17 protein-coding genes are annotated in these 17,073 nt (G+C 60.5%); 8 read left to right on the top strand and 9 right to left on the bottom strand.

The window, feature by feature from the left end:
* The 6 genes from ACFWW4_RS18840 to ACFWW4_RS18815 form a co-directional block, all read right to left on the bottom strand.
* The coding region (locus ACFWW4_RS18840) for a hypothetical protein (protein ID WP_411892271.1) at nucleotides 1-289 on the bottom strand (289 nt) is incomplete at its 3' end.
* 382 nt (nucleotides 290-671) lie between these two features.
* Nucleotides 672-1,898: a C4-dicarboxylate ABC transporter substrate-binding protein gene (locus tag ACFWW4_RS18835; RefSeq protein ID WP_411892270.1), complete on the bottom strand. Its 1,227-nt coding sequence runs from the start codon at nucleotides 1,896-1,898 to the stop codon at nucleotides 672-674.
* Between the two features lie 294 nt (nucleotides 1,899-2,192).
* A complete protein-coding gene (locus tag ACFWW4_RS18830; RefSeq protein WP_411892269.1) occupies nucleotides 2,193-4,259 on the bottom strand; it encodes a hypothetical protein in 2,067 nt (688 codons plus the stop codon).
* Nucleotides 4,256-7,015, bottom strand: coding sequence for a DUF4159 domain-containing protein (locus ACFWW4_RS18825; RefSeq protein ID WP_411892268.1), 2,760 nt, complete (start codon nucleotides 7,013-7,015; stop codon nucleotides 4,256-4,258). The genes ACFWW4_RS18830 and ACFWW4_RS18825 overlap by 4 nt, the downstream gene beginning before the upstream one ends.
* Nucleotides 7,015-7,887: a DUF58 domain-containing protein gene (locus tag ACFWW4_RS18820; protein WP_411892267.1), complete on the bottom strand. Its 873-nt coding sequence runs from the start codon at nucleotides 7,885-7,887 to the stop codon at nucleotides 7,015-7,017. Before ACFWW4_RS18820 ends, ACFWW4_RS18825 begins: the two co-directional genes overlap by 1 nt.
* A complete protein-coding gene (locus tag ACFWW4_RS18815; protein WP_393926800.1) occupies nucleotides 7,884-8,888 on the bottom strand; it encodes an AAA family ATPase in 1,005 nt (334 codons plus the stop codon). The genes ACFWW4_RS18820 and ACFWW4_RS18815 overlap by 4 nt, the downstream gene beginning before the upstream one ends.
* A gap of 70 nt (nucleotides 8,889-8,958) precedes the next feature.
* Here ACFWW4_RS18815 and ACFWW4_RS18810 point away from each other — a divergent pair, with 70 nt between their 5' ends.
* The 3 genes from ACFWW4_RS18810 to ACFWW4_RS18800 all read left to right on the top strand — a co-directional run bounded on the left by ACFWW4_RS18810 (nucleotide 8,959) and on the right by ACFWW4_RS18800 (nucleotide 11,097).
* Nucleotides 8,959-9,534 carry a DUF1285 domain-containing protein gene (locus ACFWW4_RS18810; protein WP_411892266.1) on the top strand — a complete coding sequence of 192 codons (576 nt, stop codon included), beginning with the start codon at nucleotides 8,959-8,961 and terminating at the stop codon, nucleotides 9,532-9,534.
* A gap of 194 nt (nucleotides 9,535-9,728) precedes the next feature.
* Nucleotides 9,729-10,649, top strand: a complete 921-nt coding sequence (locus ACFWW4_RS18805; protein WP_411892265.1) for a hypothetical protein — start codon at nucleotides 9,729-9,731, stop codon at nucleotides 10,647-10,649.
* A 190-nt stretch (nucleotides 10,650-10,839) separates the two neighbouring features.
* On the top strand, nucleotides 10,840-11,097 hold the full coding sequence (locus ACFWW4_RS18800; protein ID WP_411892264.1) for a hypothetical protein: 258 nt from the start codon (nucleotides 10,840-10,842) through the stop codon (nucleotides 11,095-11,097).
* 54 nt (nucleotides 11,098-11,151) lie between these two features.
* Here the strand turns inward: ACFWW4_RS18800 and ACFWW4_RS18795 are convergent, their stop codons facing one another.
* Nucleotides 11,152-11,613 carry a YHS domain-containing (seleno)protein gene (locus tag ACFWW4_RS18795; protein ID WP_411892263.1) on the bottom strand — a complete coding sequence of 154 codons (462 nt, stop codon included), beginning with the start codon at nucleotides 11,611-11,613 and terminating at the stop codon, nucleotides 11,152-11,154.
* A gap of 96 nt (nucleotides 11,614-11,709) precedes the next feature.
* Complete coding sequence (locus ACFWW4_RS18790; protein WP_411892262.1) at nucleotides 11,710-12,447, bottom strand: sterol desaturase family protein; 738 nt, start codon at nucleotides 12,445-12,447, stop codon at nucleotides 11,710-11,712.
* A 147-nt stretch (nucleotides 12,448-12,594) separates the two neighbouring features.
* On the opposite strand from ACFWW4_RS18790, the gene ACFWW4_RS18785 reads away from it, so the two are divergent.
* Nucleotides 12,595-13,344, top strand: a complete 750-nt coding sequence (locus ACFWW4_RS18785; RefSeq protein ID WP_411892261.1) for a hydroxypyruvate isomerase family protein — start codon at nucleotides 12,595-12,597, stop codon at nucleotides 13,342-13,344.
* A 14-nt stretch (nucleotides 13,345-13,358) separates the two neighbouring features.
* Here the strand turns inward: ACFWW4_RS18785 and ACFWW4_RS18780 are convergent, their stop codons facing one another.
* Nucleotides 13,359-13,790 carry a hypothetical protein gene (locus tag ACFWW4_RS18780; protein ID WP_411892260.1) on the bottom strand — a complete coding sequence of 144 codons (432 nt, stop codon included), beginning with the start codon at nucleotides 13,788-13,790 and terminating at the stop codon, nucleotides 13,359-13,361.
* 112 nt (nucleotides 13,791-13,902) lie between these two features.
* Here ACFWW4_RS18780 and ACFWW4_RS18775 point away from each other — a divergent pair, with 112 nt between their 5' ends.
* The 4 genes from ACFWW4_RS18775 to ACFWW4_RS18760 all read left to right on the top strand — a co-directional run bounded on the left by ACFWW4_RS18775 (nucleotide 13,903) and on the right by ACFWW4_RS18760 (nucleotide 16,849).
* A complete protein-coding gene (locus tag ACFWW4_RS18775; RefSeq protein WP_411892259.1) occupies nucleotides 13,903-14,661 on the top strand; it encodes a helix-turn-helix domain-containing protein in 759 nt (252 codons plus the stop codon).
* A 57-nt stretch (nucleotides 14,662-14,718) separates the two neighbouring features.
* Nucleotides 14,719-15,084, top strand: a complete 366-nt coding sequence (locus tag ACFWW4_RS18770; RefSeq protein ID WP_411892258.1) for a VOC family protein — start codon at nucleotides 14,719-14,721, stop codon at nucleotides 15,082-15,084.
* Nucleotides 15,085-15,768, top strand: coding sequence for a helix-turn-helix transcriptional regulator (locus ACFWW4_RS18765; RefSeq protein ID WP_411892257.1), 684 nt, complete (start codon nucleotides 15,085-15,087; stop codon nucleotides 15,766-15,768).
* Nucleotides 15,769-15,838: 70 nt separating this feature from the next.
* Complete coding sequence (locus tag ACFWW4_RS18760; protein WP_411892256.1) at nucleotides 15,839-16,849, top strand: serine hydrolase domain-containing protein; 1,011 nt, start codon at nucleotides 15,839-15,841, stop codon at nucleotides 16,847-16,849.
* Nucleotides 16,850-17,073 lie beyond the last annotated feature (224 nt).

Raw genomic sequence — 17,073 nt, 5'->3', positions numbered from 1 at the left:
CTTGAACTCGCGGCTGAACACTCTTCTCGTCATGTAGATTCTCCAGTTTCATAAACACCTTATCTCGGTGTCCACGAAACCGGCAGCAGGCCACAAAGCCCTCTATAAGCTTCGGTTTTCCAATCTCTTCAAATGCTTCAGCGAGCGCTTCGCGCTCATCTTCCGTAGCTTCATCCAAAAACGCACCAGCGTTCTCTAGTGCTCGTAAATCATCATCTTCGGTGCAATCATTGGTTCTCGTCTCAACGTAGGCCAAAGCAACTGCCAGCGCTCTACTCAGGTTTCTCATATGCGGGCACTCCAACTGTAGATAATTCAGCATAACCTGCGATCGGCTAGTGATTAAGGGTTCCTTCCGGATTTCGGATGCTCTACGGCATCTTTCGTTCTTCGGTGGTCTGATTTTCTGTTAGGCGGTCCTTTGGACCGGTGGCTCGCAGCACGGGCGCCATTGAATGATCCGTGAATGCCCGCTGGGCTCGGCGTTGTTTGAGATTACTTCGGCTTTTTTTACGCCATCTTGGAGCGGCATCCCAAAAATCTGGAACGCAGATCTTCGGCCGTCGCCACCTTTATCAGGATATCGCTATGAATACCCCGCCGCTATGACGCGTTGTGGGGGCAGGCTGCGTTTCACAGTCTGCCCCCGCCCTGCATCTCATTGACGTCGCTTATCGACCGCCATTGATTGTGCTGGTGGCCAGATCGTAAAGCTCTTGTGCGGGAAGGCCCAAGGCTTGGTTTTGCGCGATCCAGGCGTTTGCGGTTGGTGCGGCGACTTCGGCGTTGATCGCATTCAGGATGCTGTCGTCGATTGTCAGCTGGATGATCTGGCGCTCTTCAAGCGCGGTTTCCCAGGCGGACAGCGTGGAGTCCTCGTAATTGGAAATGAAGTGATCCAGCGCATCATCCACCGAGGACAGAAGTGCCACCCGGCTGTCTGTTGGCAGCGCATTGAGCGCGTCCGTGTTGACCACAACAGGACAATTGGCCGTGCCGGGGTTGAGATTGGTTGTCCACCAAAGCGCGTTGTTGATCGTTTCGAACGACATATGCGCATGGGGTGCGAAGGCGACGGCGTTGATTTCGCCCGCTGACAGTGCATCCTTGACCTGCGGGGCGGGTAAGTTCACGGTTGATGCCCCGAGAGCATTGATCGCCGCACCGGTGCCGCCGGTGGCGCGGACTGTCATCCCCCGAAACGCAGCAAGGCTCGTGGGTGGCGTGCCGACCCCCGCGATGTTGTATTGTGGCTGTGGTGTCGGCATCAAGAGGGTCGCATTCCACCGTGCGAGGTCCTCTTTGACGGCCGGGTGATCATAGATTGCTTGTGAGACGGCGCGTTCCAGGTCCATCGACGACACGCCGAGGAATGGGAGTTCGAGAACGGTGATGGACGGGTTCTTGTCCGGATGATAGCCGGCGCAGAATTGTGCCATTTCGAATGTGCCGGCTGCAATGCCATCAAGATTTTCCCGGCTTGGCGCCAGCCCGCCATAGGAAATGTTGAGGGTGAACTGACCGTCCGTCTTTTCGGCAACTTCCTCTGCCAGTTTTTCCACATGCTCGGTGAAGGCGCGCCGTTTGCCCCAAAGCGAGACATCCCACACAATGGGGCCGTCCTGCACGGCAGTTACTGACGCATCGATGATCTGAGGGCAGGCGTCGCCGAAACATTCGACAAAGTCAGCTTTGACGTTGATCCCACCAAGATCTGTGTTGATCGTATAAACGTTATTGTCAAATGCGATAAGCTCTCCGGTCAGGACCATCGATCCACCATCGGTAGACTTCAGCGTGACCTCGTCGGCATTTGCCTGCAGCGGCACCAATAGTGCTGCACTGGCCAAAAGTGCGAAGATTGCGGAGCTTGTGTTATGCCCATGCTTCAAAATCATTGGTATTTCCTTTACCATTTTATACCGCTGAACATTCTGTCTGCGAGTGCAGGTGAGCTTGGTCCGTCGGATCGTCCATGAATTCTAAACAATAACAGCTTATAGTTGGGAATTAGGCGTAACTTAGTCGGAATTCAGACCAGAAGGAGCCGATTTTGGGCTGGGAGTATGCGCGCGATGTGGGTCCGACCCCATTCAACCCAACCGTGCGGCGCCTTTTTCGGAGGTATCCCTAAAAATGATTAATGCGTTCGCGAATTGGGCAACCATGCATTGCACAGTAGCAGTTCGAATTCACCGCCGCCCTTCGCGCAGCCACGCACCCACGATCAGGGTTGAGGCCAGCAGCAGCCAGGCCCAGGCAGGCAGGAGTGGTGTGATGCTGATATCGGCTGTCTGGTAGGCCCCGCGCGGTGTGATCCCGATCCAACCGCGCCCGCTGGCGGGCCGTCCTTCGCGCACGGTCCGGATGCTGACATCACCGTTAGAGATTGCCTTGACCCCAGCGCCGGTGCTTTCGACCAGCGGTTCCAGCAGTGTCGCCGATGCGATGGTTTGTTCGAATTCGCGCGGCGCTGACGGCCCCAATGCGATGACGCTGGTTTCTTCGCCATCATCCAGCCGGTAAAGCCCGATCTCTGGCGCTTCCCACAGGGTTTCGAACCGCCCGGGCGACACCTCTTCCAGTGAAAGCACAGTTTCGGTTCCGTCGGGATGGGTCACCGTCACATCGCCGGTGTCCAGATCAAGTGTACGCCGGATGATCCGCATGGTCTGGCCTGCGGGTTCGACCCATAGCGATTCTTCCTCAAGCTCGGGTTCTTTCATCATCCAGTGCGCCAGCCGCCGCAGCAGTTCCAGTTGTGGCCCGCCGCCTTCATAGCCGCGATCCCAAAGCCAGCTTTGATCGGAGGTCATTAGCGACACCCGGCCTTCACCGATCCGGTTGAGGATCAGGAGTGGGCGGTTGTCGATGCCGGACATGACGGTGGTCGCTTCCTCGGGGACCAGCACGTCGATCAGGCGGAACCAGCGGCCCCAGCCGGGCCCGTCGCCATCGGGGTTGGGCGACAGCGCGTCCAGCCCTTCGGTGACCGGGTGACGCTGGCCGATATCGGTGATCTGGGGTATGAACCCTTCTTCGAAAACCCGCGCTGTGGGCGCGCCGGGCAGGATGGTGCCAAGAGGGGACCGATAGATGCTTTCCGCGGCCCCGTATTCCGGCCCGGAGGAGATCAGGACCGCGCCGCCCTGTTCGACATATTGCCGGATATTGTCGAGATATTCGCTGGGCAGGATTCCCCGTCGCCGATAACGGTCAAAGATGATCAGGTCGAAATCGTTAATTTTTTCAAGGAACAACTCGCGCGTGGGGAAGGCGATAAGCGAGAGTTCATTGACCGGTACGCCGTCCTGCTTTTCCGGCGGGCGCAGGATGGTAAAATGCACAAGATCGACCGCGGAGTCTGATTTCAGCAGGTTCCGCCATGTCCGCTCACCCGGATGCGGTTCGCCGGAGACAAGCAGCACCCGCAACCTGTCACGCACGCCGTTGATCTGGACGACCGCGCTGTTGTTGCGGTTGGTCAACTCGCCGTCAGCCTCGGGAATGGTGAATTGCAGAACGTTCATACCGCCATGGGGCAATTCGATCGGCAGTTCGATGTCTTGGCCGATGGGCACCGGCAGGGTCAGCGGTGCGTCCCCGTCGATAGAGATGGACAGAAGGACGGAGTCGGTCGCGGGGGCCTGCCCCTGATCTTCGACGCGTAACGTCAGGCTGACCTGTTCGCCGAGGATCGCAAAGGCGGGTGCGTTGGAGACCACAAGCCGCCGGTCCCAGTCGTCGGGTTGTCCGGTCAGCAATGTGTGCATGGGCGCCGGCAGGCGCGGGGCGCGTTCGATGTCGTGCAGCCGCCCGTCGGTGACAAGGATGATTCCGGCGATGCGCCCTTGTGGTTCTTCGGCTAATGCCTCTGACAGGGCGGTCATCAGAGTGGTGCCGGCGTCGCCTTCGCCGTCACCAAGGGTGACTGTGCGCAGTTCGGTGTTGGGCTGGCGGGCGAGTTCAGCTTCGATATTCGCGATGGCGGCGGTATTTTGGGCTGGCCGGTCGCCGATCCGCTGGCTGGCGCTTTGATCGACCACCAGCATGACGATATCGGTCAGCGGTTCGCGGTCTTCCTGCTGGATCGCGGGATTGGCGAGGGCTGCGAGCAACGCCAGACCGGCGAGGCCGCGCAGCCACCAGCCGGGCAGCCGCCGCCAGATCGCCAGCCCGAGGGCCAGTGCGGCGAGCCCGACGACCCCGTAGAACAGGACCATGGGCAGAAGCGGATCAAGGATCAGCGAACCGGTCATTGACCCAGCCTGTCAAGCAGATCAGGCACATGGACCTGATCGGATTTGTAGTTGCCGGTCAGCACATGCATGATCACGTTCACCCCGAACCGCAGGGCAATCTCGCGCTGGCGTTCACCCGCCATACCGCGCCCGACGGGGAACATGCGCGCCCCGCTGGGGGTGACCGCCCAGGCACGCGCCCAGTCATTGCCGCCGATGATCACCGGGGTCACGCCGTCATTGAGGTTGCGGAAGGGTATGCCTTCGATCAGTTCGGCGTCGGGTGGTGCCGCCTCGACCCAGACATCACGGCTGGCGTAACGGCCGGGGAAATCCTGCAAAAGATAGAAGGTGCGGGTCAGCACGTGGTCTGAAGGGATGGGTTCGAGCGGCGGAATATCGAGCGACCGGGCAATGGCCTGCAGCTTGCGCCCTTCGGGCGAGCCCGAACCAAAGCGGGCGGTGTCCGCATCGCGGGTGTCGAACAGGATCATCCCGCCGGAGCGCAGATAGCGGTTGAGCTTGCCATAGGCCTCGCGGCTGGGCAGGGGCTGATCTGCGGTGATGGGCCAATAGAGGAAGGGGAAGAATGCCAGTTCGTCGGTTTCGAGGTTCACGCCAAGTGGGACGGCAGGTTCGATGGAGGTGCGCCGGAACAGGGTTTGCGAGATGCCCAAGAGGCCTGCGGCGGTGATATCGTCGGTTTCGCCGTCGCCAGTTAGCACATGGCCCAGAACAACCTCTGACGTGGCGCGGATCGCGAAATCATCGCCCGTCAACTCTTGCGCCTGCGCATCAGGCGTCATGAACAGAACCAGCGCCAGTGCGGCGGCCACGTCGGCGCGCGGGCCGCGCAACCGGCCACCCACGGCGAGCGAGGCGATCACATCCATTAGCAGGAGCAGGACCGCCCCACCCAATAGCAAGCCTTTCAGCGCTGTTTCACGGGTCACGGCCATACCTTCGACAACGATCCGAGCGGGCCATTGGGCGGTGTTGAGCATGGTATCCTTTCCGACCACGTTGATGGCTAATTGCCGGTCGCCACCTGCATAAAGGCCCGGTGGCAGTTCGGGTCCCGGCGTTGCGGTGGCAAGTCGTTCGCCTGCCACACCGGGCAGGGTGCTGCCATCATCCAGCCGTCCATAGGCATCCAGCACCTTGTTGGGTTGCCATGTCGTGCCTTCCAGCTCTGCCGCATCGGGGGTGGAGGGACGTGTCGACACCGCCAGCCGTTCCAGCATTTGCACAAAGAGGCCCGACAGGGGCAGCGTAGACCATTCCGCATTGGCCGTCACATGAACCAGAACAATCTGTCCTTCGCCGCTGATCTTGCGGGTGACCAGCGGGGTGCCGTCGGCCAATTGGGCGATGACCCGGTCGGCCAGGGTCGGGTCCGGCTGCGCCATGACTTGGCTAGTCACGGTGACATCATCGGGTATGGCAAGGCCAAAGAATGGGCTGTCGTCGCTGAACGGGGCCAGTGATTTCGGTTCCCCCCAGCTCATCGCGCCGCCCACGCTGCGCCCACCGGATCGCAGGCGGACAGGCAGCAGCGGGTCTTCGCTGTTGCGGCCCAGATCAGAGGCGGCGAGCCGTGGTCCGGCAAAGCGCAAAAGCATCCCGCCTTTTTCGACCCAATCTTCAACGCCGCGCGCTTCAATATCGGTCAGGATCGCCACATCGGCCAGAATGATCACATCGGGGTTGGCGAGCAGGATATCCTCGAGCGCGCCGTCGATGATATCGGCGGTCGGTTCAAGTGCTTCCTGCAGATAGTAGAGCGGTGAAAGCAACTCCAGCCCTTCGCGATCTTCGCGCCCGGCGATCAGGGCGACCTCGCGCCGTTTGAGCGCATCATCGGTCAGGCTGACCGCCCCGGCAGAGCGTGTGCCGCTGATCTCGAACCGGGTGATCCGGTTGCGCAGTTCGGGCGGCAGCACCATTGCGGTTTCGGCGACAGCCTCGCCCGCTTCGAATGTCAGGGGGACCATGGCCAATTGCCGTTCCACGCCGGCGGGATCGAGACCCACTGCCGTAACGGTGGTTTCGATCAAGTTGCCGACGGGCGTGCGGGTGGCCGAGACGAGGACTTGCCCATCCTCGAACCGCGCGGGGCGCAGACCGATAGTCTGGCGTGGGGTCTGGAACACGGTGACGGGACCGGCAGTTTCCAGCGCGGTCAGCAGGTCGTCGCGCCCTTCGTAATCTAGACCGTCGGAAATCCAGTAACTCTCAAAACTGTCGGATTTGTCTGCGAACCATCCAGCCGGATCGGCAGGCTGCCAAGGCTGGGGCTGCAGGTTGGGCAGCCGGTTTTGCCAATCATTCGGTGCGGCAAAGGGCAGATCGCCGACGGGCAGGTCGGTCAGGCTGACCACCGCCACACGCCGGTCGGCCAGTGCGGCCTCTGTCAATAGTGTATCGACCCGGTCGATCTTGGCCTGCCAGCTATGTGCCCCGGCCCATGTGCCATCCATCACAATGACCAGATTGCCAGTGCCGGTGCGGGCGTTTTGCGGGTTCAGCACAGGGCCTGCAAATCCGATGATCACGGCGGCAACGGCCAGCATCCGCAACAGAAGAAGCCACCATGGCGTCCGGTCGGTCTGGTTTTCGTCGTCGGTCAGGCCAAGCAGCAGTGCTACGCCGGGAAAGCGTCGCCGGATCGGGGCCGGTGGCACCGCCCGCAGCAGGATCCACAGGATCGGCAGGGCGATCAGGCCAAGCAGCAACCATGGGGCGCTGAAACCGATGGGGCCAAGTGTCCACATCAGACGCGCCGCTCCAACGCGCCGTAGAGCCAGAGCAGTGCGGCTGCGGCACTTTCGCCAGTGTGATGGGTGCTGAATTGCCAGCCGGTGGTGCGGGCCAGATGGGCAAGCCTGTCTTTACGTTCGGCCAGCCGGTCAAGATAGCGGGTCTTGAGGTCGCCCGCCTTCAGCGTTTCGTGGCTGAGCGTCCCTGACATGCTTTCGAAGATCGTGCGCCCGTCGAATGGAAACGCCTCTTCCTGCGGGTCGAGCACCTGCAACAGCGCGCCGCGCACGCCACGGTCTGCGGCGCGCAGCAACGCGGCTTCGACCGGGGCCATGTCACCCATGAAATCACTGATGAACAGCGCGCGGGAATGGGGCAGCATGCCTTGCGCCTCCGGTGCGCCATAGTCGGCGTCGTCCTGCGTCGAGAGAAGCTGCGCCATCTGCATCAGCTGCGCTTCACCACTGCGCGGCGGCAGGCGCAGGCCGGTCAGGCCGACACGTTCACCGCCACGAATGAGTAGGATCGCCGTTGCCATCCCCAACGTGCGGGCGCGTTGCCCCTTGGTGGGCAGGTTGTCATCAGAGCGAAATGACATTGACGCGGCCTGATCGACCCACAGGATGATCGACTGGGCAATCTGCCATTCCTTGTCTTGCACAAAGTTCGAATCCGACCGGGCCGACCGGCGCCAGTCGATGCTGCGCGCCTCGTCATAGGGTTGCGCCGGGCGATATTGCCAGAACGTATCGCCCACACCGGCCCGGCGACGGCCATGTTCACCCAGCAGGACAGCCGTTGCCAGATGCTCGGCCTCGGCCAGCAGCGCCGGAAGCGGCGATGCAAGCGTTTCGGCCTCGGAACGGAGGGCGAGGGGTTCTGTCACGCAGCCGCCTCAACATGGGTGATCTGGGCGGCGACGGTGTTGATGACGTTATGGATGCTTTCGCCACGGGCGCGGGCCGCGAAAGACAGCGCCATGCGATGTTCAAGGACCGGCACAGCCATGGCGCGCACATCTTCGGCTGAGGGGGCAAGCCGTCCTTCGAGCAGCGCCTGCGCACGCACAGTCAGCATCAATGCCTGCGCGGCGCGCGGGCCGGGGCCCCAGCTGACGCTTTGGCGGATGATGTCGGGGGCATTGTCATCCGGGCGGCAAGCGCGGACAAGATCAAGGATCATTTCAACAATGTTTTCGCCGACCGGCATCCGGCGCAGCAGAGTTTGTGCGTCAAGCAACTCCTGAGCCGTGAACACTGCCGTGGACTGGGCATCCTCGATCCCGGTCGTGGCGATCAGGATGTCCTTTTCGGTGTCCCGGTCAGGGTAAGGCACATCGATCTGGACAAGGAAACGGTCCAATTGCGCTTCTGGCAGGGGGTAGGTGCCTTCCTGCTCGATCGGGTTTTGCGTGGCCAGCACGTGGAACGGCACACCAAGCGGATGATGCTGACCTGCGATGGTGACTTCCTTTTCCTGCATGGCCTGCAGCAGGGCGGATTGGGTCCGGGGGGAGGCGCGGTTAATCTCGTCCGCCATCAGAAGCTGGCAAAAGATCGGGCCTTCGATGAACCGGAAAGAGCGGGAACCATCATTGGTGGTTTCCAACACTTCGGAGCCAAGAATATCGGCGGGCATCAGATCGGGCGTGAACTGGATACGGCTGCCATCAAGACCCATGACGGTCGACAGCGTGTCGACAAGGCGGGTTTTGCCCAGACCGGGCAGGCCGATCAGTACCGCATGGCCGCCGCAGATCAGCGCGCTGAGCGTCAGATCGACGACCCGCTGCTGGCCGATGAAACGTGCCGAAATACTCTCGCGGGCCTGGCCCAGTTTAGTGCCCAGTGCCTCGATCGAAGCGACAAGATCGGCGTCGTTGGCCATGACATTCCTCCGGTTGGACTATATCGTCGTATACCAACAGATAATCCCGCGAACCCCAATGGCAAAAGTTATGAGCACACAAAAGATTGTGACCCCGTCGGCAGAAAGCCTCGCTGCATCGGCCCGTGCCGCGAAAAAGGGCGGATTGCCGCCTGTGCATCTATGGAATCCGCCGTTTTGCGGGGATCTGGATATGCGCATCGCCCGTGATGGTACGTGGTTTTATCTGGGCACGCCGATTGGCCGGGTCGAACTGGTCAAACTGTTTTCGACGATTCTGCGCAAAGACGGGGATAAGTATTTCCTTGTCACACCTGTTGAAAAGGTGGGGATCACCGTGGATGACGCCCCGTTTGTTGCCGTGGATTTCAACCCGGTGGGGGATGGGCTGGAATTTGAAACGAATGTTGGTGACCGGATGGTCGCGGGGCCTGACCACCCGATCAGGGTTGAACGCGATCCACAAACTGGTGAGCCATCACCTTACGTGTTGGTGCGTGCCAATCTTGAGGCGCTGATCGACCGCAAGTCGTTTTACCGGCTGGTCGAGATCGGCGAACATGCCGAACATGATGGCGCAAAATGGTTCGGGCTGCGATCGCGGGATGTCTTTTTTCCGATTATTCCGTCCGGTGAATTGGAGTGAATGCCAGCCCGGTAAACGGGCGCAATCCTGCCTGGGTGCAGGCTATCGAAGCGTTGATTTTCACGCATAGCGGGTATGCACAATCTGCCCAAAACTGATGTATTGTCGCATCACCAAAGAATATCGGCGAAGCAGATATTGTGGGCTGCCCTTGGGTCACCATATCGGGCGCATACATTAAAAAAGGAGATGTTATGCGACGATCACTCACTATGACTGCTATTGCAGCACTGTTCGCTGGCCCGGCATTTGCCGATGGCGTCAACTATGCCCGTTTGAGTTACGATTTTACCAAGTTTGATGCCGACAGCGTCGAGACTGAGCTCGGCCTGTTGCAGGGCGGGATTGAATACCAGACTGGCCAGTTTCTGTTTACTGGCGACGCTTTGAATATCACAGCGGATGTCGATGCCGGGGGTGTTGGCGACTCTGATACGTCATCATCGGCCTATGCCATTGCCGCCGGTTACATGTTTACACCCGAGGTTTTGGCAGGTGCTGGTGTTCTGATCGCTGACGAAGAGGGCGATGCAGAGGATAGCGAAGGTTTCGAGCTTTTCGGTCAGTATCAGACCGTAGAATTTGGTGTTGGTCTGAATGTCGCCAAGTTCGATGCTGACGAAGACAATGTGACAACGTCGCTATATGGCGAGTTTGTTGCGACACCCGGTGTTACTCTTGCCGGATTTGTGATCACCGAGTCAGAGTTTGATGGGTCCGATTTCAACCTGAGCGCGGATTATGAGGATGGCGCCATTGCGGTGCGGGCCTTCTACAATGACTCGACCGAGGATGATGAAGGTGTCTTTGGCGTGCGTGGCCATTATGAGTTCACCCCGCAACTGCGTGCTTCGGCCAGCTATGCCACCAATCTGGGCGACGACCTGCCTGACGGGTCGGTCTTTGCGATCGGCGGCGGTTACCAGATCGTCGATGGCCTGTGGGTTGATGCGAATTACGGCATTGTCGACAGCGACGAAGTATCGGGCGACATTGACCGCATTCAGGCATCGCTGACCTATGAGCTTGGTGATCGCAAGCGGATTGACCGCCGTCTAGAGCAGGATGCAATCGACGACCTGCAGGTTGGCGCGGGCCTTGGTTTTTCGTTCTGATCCTTGCTAAATGTGACCAAAGAAGCCCGCGCATTTGCGTGGGCTTTTTTCTTTTTCTGGGTCTCCCACTCACCGTGGTCCTCTGTCAGAGGAATGAAAAAACAGCCAAAAATATCATTGACGACGTCGGGTCAATCAGATACTTTACGCGCGTAAAGAATGGTCACGGTGACCATGTTAAGGTGGTAATATGTTAAATGGTTTTCATCGGACGGTGGCGGTGCTTGCGTCGGCTATCGTAGTTGCTGGATCGGCCAACGCGGGAGAGATCGCGCTGACGCTGACCAGCAGCGACATCACAATCAGCGGCGAATTCGTGGGCTTCAAGGATGCAGCCTATATCATTCGCACAAGTTCCGGCGAACTGCATATTCCGGCGATCCATGTCAGTTGCGAAGGCGCGGACTGCCTGAACATCCTGACGGATGCAGACAGGGTCAGCGGGTAGCGCGCTGACCGGGCGGAACCGGGGCGTAGGACCGCCCCGATCCACCAGTGACGGTTATTCCAGAACCTTGGGCCAGTTGGCATTGGCAGAGGCAATGCGCCCGGGAATGTCGCCTTCCCAACGCCGCTGGATGCGGCGCGAATAGTTCAGGTAAAGCTTGTCGTCGACAATCCGCCACGCCTCTGGCGTGGTGGAAGCTGTATAGCCTTCGCTGACCGCCCAGGCGCAGTAGCCGCCATATTGTGGGGCGTATTTTTCCGGATCGGCGGCAAAGGCCGCGCGGTTTTCTTCGCTGGAAAACCGCCATGTCGCGCCCATCCAGTCATGCGTGATCGCAGGGTCGCCCGCGACCGGCTGGTTTTCGGTGAAATAGGCGACCGGATCGGTGCCATCGATGGCAATCCCGTCTTCGGCATAGATTACCGGGGTACTGTCGGCCCGCACAAAGGTGGTGGACAAGGCGACCAGCGGCAATGTGGCCGAAAGCGTCAGGATTTGGCGGCGGTTCAGTTGCATGATATGGCTCCGTCATTGGTGTCTTTGCTTTGACGCCAACATAGACAGGCCCGATCAAAACGCGAGACGGGTCACCGACAGTTTATAAATGTGTCATCAGGTACGCGCGGGCCTGCGTGCGCTTTTGACATTCCGTGGCATCTTTTTAACACCGTAGGCCTTGCGCGCGGTGACCAAACGCAGATCCTCTGGGTCCATGCCCATGGACAGGATCGTGTCGCGGTCATAGCGGGCGCGGGCGGTTTCAGGATCGTGTGGCGTGCCGAGCAGCCGGTCGATCCAGCCCATGCCAAAGCTGACATGGAACGTGGCGTGATGATCCTGAAAATGATGCGCCAGATGGGACCGGGTGATGCGCTGGCCGAACCAACCTTTCTTGATGTTCAGGTGGGCCAGCGTGTGGCAGTATTCATAGAACGCAAAGGCGCTGACCGAGCCGGCAAAGAGCGCCACAAACGACCATAGCGCGGCGGCCGAAAGCCCTACAAAGGGCAACAGGATCAGCGTGTGGATCGCGACAGAGATCAGGCCGAACCGCACCGGATACCAATGGTCATCGCCGGTAAAGAACTCTGCATCCGATGGGAATTCATGATGGCCGATATGGCTGCGGTACAGCTGGTTGAAGATGCCCTGTTCCGTCGGTGGTTCCCGGTGCAACAGGAACCGGTGCATCGCGTATTCCACAAAGAATTGCATGATGACGCCGTAAAGGATCGCCAGCAGCAGCCAAGGTGTGAAGGAGGCAAACAGGCATCCCATGGCCGCGAGCCAAAGCGGGAAAAGCCTTTGCAGGCTGCCCATATGCATCAGGACGCGCAAGGTGGGGATCATGATAAGGCTCCATCGAGTTTGCCGATGCAATGATGCAAATGACGTTTGCGTCAGGCAAGGGCGACGCTACGTCAACTATCCCGGCAACATCCGCTTGGCAGCGCACAACCATCGCGGTATGGCTACCCGAAAACAAGGGGGATCGGGGTGCCGAAATTCTGTGCCAATCTGACGTGGTTATTTACCGAACTGCCATTTATCGAAAGGTTCGAAGCCGCAAAGGAGGCCGGGTTTGACGCGGTTGAAGTGCTGTTTCCCTATGACGTGAACGCGCAGGATATTGTCAATGAACTCGGCCGGTACGAGTTGATGATGGCGCTGATCAATTGCCCGCCGCCCAACTATACCGGGGGTGATCCGGGCTGGGCCGCTGTGCCCGAACAAAAGGACCGGTTTCGTCGCGATTTCAAACGGGCGCTGCGCTATGCCAAAACGCTGGGCGCCCGGCATTTGCACATCATGGCGGGCGAGGCCGAGGGCGATGCCGCCAAGGCCTGTTTCATCGACAATCTGCGCTGGGCAGCAGCAGAGGCACCGGGCCAAAGCCTGACCATCGAGCCGATCAATAACGAGACCATGCCGGGTTACTTCCTGAATGATTTCGATCTGGCCCGTGATGTGATCAAGGCCGTGGATGCGCCCAATCTGCGGTTGCAGTTCGATGCATTCCACGCGGCCAAGATCACCGGTGATGTCATGGGCACCTGGGCCGCGATGGCCGATCTGGTGGTCCATGTGCAGGTGGCGCAGATGCCAGACCGGTCAGAGCCGGATCAGGGCGAGATTGATTTTCCCGCCTTCTTTGCCGCTGTGGACGAGTTTGGATATGACGGCTGGATCAGCGGTGAATACAAACCGGCAACCGATACGCAGGCGGGCCTTGGCTGGATCGGCTGAGGCTGTCCTGCCTGTCAGGCCAGCGCACGGGTCCGGTCCGGCCACCACATCGGCCCGACGGCCGCCAGCAGGATCAAGATATTGAACAGGGCGTTGGACGCATTGCCGGACGCCACCGACCCCGCGCTGTCCAGAACGAACCAGACAAGGATGCTGGCCAGCACCGCCTTGCGGATCGGTTCGGGTGCGGCGTCATAGGCGGCACCGGACAGGAACCAGATCAGAATGCCCCAGCCAGCCAGTAACCCGCCCGCCAGTGCCGAGAGAAAGCGCAATGTCGGGTCATCATAAGTCTGTGCCCCGTCCAGTGGCCAGCTGATCAGGTCGAGCGTGAACCGCGCGGGTTCAGCCGTGGCCGGCATGGTGGCCAGAAAGAACACCGGGCCGAATGAGCCGATGATGATGGCGGTGATCTTGAGCCATGTCTTGTGGGGTATCTGTGCCATTGCGATGCTCCTGCAAAAAGTGGTGCCACGGGGCTAGCGCGGGCCGGGTCATGAAAACAATTACCTCGCAGGTAACTGACCTTTGCCGCCGGCTGCTGTTATGCTCCGCGCTATGAGCGATTTTCCCCAGACCCTGAAATCGTGGCGCAAGGCGCGGCGGTTCAGCCAGCTTGACCTCGCAATGGAGGCGCACGTGTCGGCTCGGCACCTGTCGTTTCTGGAAACCGGGCGCGCGCGGCCCAGCCCGGACATGATCGCGCGGCTGGGTGATGCGCTGCAATTGCCGCTGTCGGCGCGCAACCAGATGCTGAATGTTGCGGGGTTTGCCGCCCGTTATCCCGCCCGCGCCTGGAGTGCCGCGGAAATGGCGCCGATCCGTGCGGCGATAGATCACATGCTGGACCGGCACGCGCCATACCCAGCCATCGCCATCGACCGGCTTTGGAACGCTGTCCGCATGAATGCCCCGGCGCGGTTTCTGTTCGCCAAGGTCGGCGTCGCCGAAGGGGGCAGCCTGCTGGATCTGATGATGTCCGAGCATTTGCCGGGCGTGATCGAAAACTGGCCTGCGGTTGCCCATCACACCGCCTTGCGTCTGCGCACGGAAAGTGCGGCACAGGGGGGTGTTGCGGCACTGGACCGTGTTGCGGATTATCTGGCGGCTGTGCCGGGTGCGCCGCAGCATCCGACCGGCCCGGTTGTGCCCACGATCTATCGCGCGGGTCCCTTGCGCCTGTCGCTGATCGCCACGATTGCGCAATTCGGCACGCCCGAAGACCTGATGCTCGATGATCTGCGGATCGAGCTTTACTTCCCTGCCGACACGGCCACCGCCGACATTCTGAACGCTCCTGAAAACATGCTGACATAACGCTGTCAGCAGGGGTATGGTTAAAGATGTCCATCAACCAAGCAAGGAGATGGAAAAATGAGCAAGCGCAGCATTATCGTCTGGGGTGAAATTCCGGTGACCGACATGGAAAAGTCGGTGGCGTTTTATAACAATGTCTTTGGCTACGAGATGACCATCGACAATTCCGGCCCCAATCCGATGGCTATTCTGGGCGGGTCGATGGATGACGCTGGCGGGCATCTGTACCCCGGCAAACCTGCGAAGGATGGCGGCAACACCATCCATCTGGGCCTGACCGACAGTCTTGAGGCCGGGATGGAACGGTGCAAGGAGGCCGGTGGCGAGGTTGTCAGCGATCCGATCGCGATCCCGTCGGGCCGGTTTGCTTATGTCAAGGATCTGGACGGCAATTCCATTGGCCTGTTCGAGGCGAACGCCTGAATGCGCCGTGCCGACCGCCTGTTTCAGATATTGCAATATCTGCGCGGCGGTCGGCTGACCACGGCAGCACAGCTGGCCGAACGGCTGGAGGTGACGCCGCGCACGATTTACCGCGATGTGGCACATCTGATCGGTTCAGGTGTGCCCATCGAGGGTGAGGCGGGCGTGGGCTATCTGATGCGCGATGGCTATGACCTGCCGCCCTTGATGTTCACCCATGACGAGATGGTGGCGCTGGTGGCCGGTGCCCGGATTTTGCAGACATGGGGCGGCTCCAAGATGGCGGCGGCCGCGCAAGAGGCGCTAGTCAAGATCGACGCGGTTCTGCCGGAGGCCGAGCGCGTGCGCGCGGGCCATATCAACGTGCATGCGATGGAAACCCCTTGGCACGGAGGCAGTTGGCGCGCGTTTGTGGACCAGTTCGAGGCCGCGTCTGAAAACCTGATCCGTCTGCAGATCACCTACGAGGACGAGGCGGGCAACCGGTCGGAGCGGGCGGTGCGACCTTTGGGGGTCTGGTTCTGGGGCAAGGTCTGGACGGCGGTGTGCTGGTGTGAATTGCGAAATGATTTCAGGATGTTCCGGTTGGACCGTGTGGTCGAATTGGCCGAACTGGACCGGTATCGCATGGTGAAAGGGCAAACCCTGCAGGATTTCATCGACACCGAAGCCTATTGCCGCTGACCCCACGCAATTGTGGCTGGCGTATGGGATCAGGTCACCTACATTGGCCAATAAAGCATGTGAGGGCCTGATGGTTTCATTTCACCGACGCGGGTTTCTGGCCGGGGCAGGGGCCGTTTGTGCAACGCCGCTGCTGGCGCAGACCGATCCATGGGCTGCGGTCGCCGATCAGGCCCGCGCGCTGGAGCAATGCCATGCGCTGATGATCCGGCAGGCCGGGCGCGATGTGCTGCGCGCGGTGTTTCGCGGCCCCGCATTTGGCCGGGCTGTACCGGTCAAATCAGTGTCCAAAACCATTGTGGCGGCATTGACGGGGGCGGCGCTGGATCGTGGGGAAATCCCGTCACTTGATGCCAGTATCGGGCAGGTGGCCCCACGCCTGATACCAGCCGGGGCCGATGCCCGTGTGGCGGATATCACCATGGCGCATCTGGTCACGATGCAGGCCGGGCTGGAGCGGACATCAGGTGCCAATTACGGTGGCTGGGTGAGCAGTTCCAACTGGGTTTCCAATGCCTTAGCCCGCCCTTTTGTGGCCGCACCGGGCAGCCGGATGCTGTATTCGACGGGCTCGTTTCATGTGCTGGGGGCGGTTCTGGCAGACGTATCGGGGCAAAGCCTGCTGACACTGGCGCGCCGTCGTCTGGGCGATCCGCTGGGTATCGACATTCCCGCCTGGACCCGCGATCCGCAAGGCCGGTATCTGGGCGGAAACGAGATGTCGCTGACCCATGAGGGCATGATCCGCTTTGGTGAGATGTACCGGCAGGGCGGCGTTTTCGGCGGCACACAGGTGCTGAGCAGGGATTGGGTGGCGCGGTCATTGGAAATGCGGACACGCTCACCGTTCTCCGGGCTGAGCTATGGGTATGGCTGGTTTCTGGGGCAGTCCGGGGGCGAGGCCTACGCGCTGGCGCGTGGCTATGGCGGGCAGATCATCTGTGTCGTGCCGGGGCTGGAGATGACAATCGCGCTGACATCCGACCCGCTGCGCCCGGCACGCAGTGGCGGGTATTTCGGTGATATCATGCGGCTGATCGAGGGGGCGATTTTCCCCATCGCGCGGGCACAGATGGGCTGACGCGCGGTGAGGTGAAACCCCACCCTACGCAACGGTCGGTGGTGTTGCGTGAGGGGGCACCGTGCGGTGGTCGCGCCAATGTGGCGAATCATTCGTTAATGCAGGGCCTTTGGCCGATTTCTGCGGTCGGCATCGCGTCGGCAAAACGTCGGACTTGCGTCGGACCTTTTGTGGCGCAGAGACGGGTTTAACGGTCAGTGCGGTGGAAGTGTAAACGCGGCGTT

This window comes from Yoonia sp. SDW83-1 (genome assembly GCF_046762885.1).
Lineage (GTDB): Bacteria > Pseudomonadota > Alphaproteobacteria > Rhodobacterales > Rhodobacteraceae > Yoonia.
The sequence above is the reverse complement of the archived record's forward strand: the minus strand, read 5'-3'. Positions and strand labels throughout refer to the sequence as shown.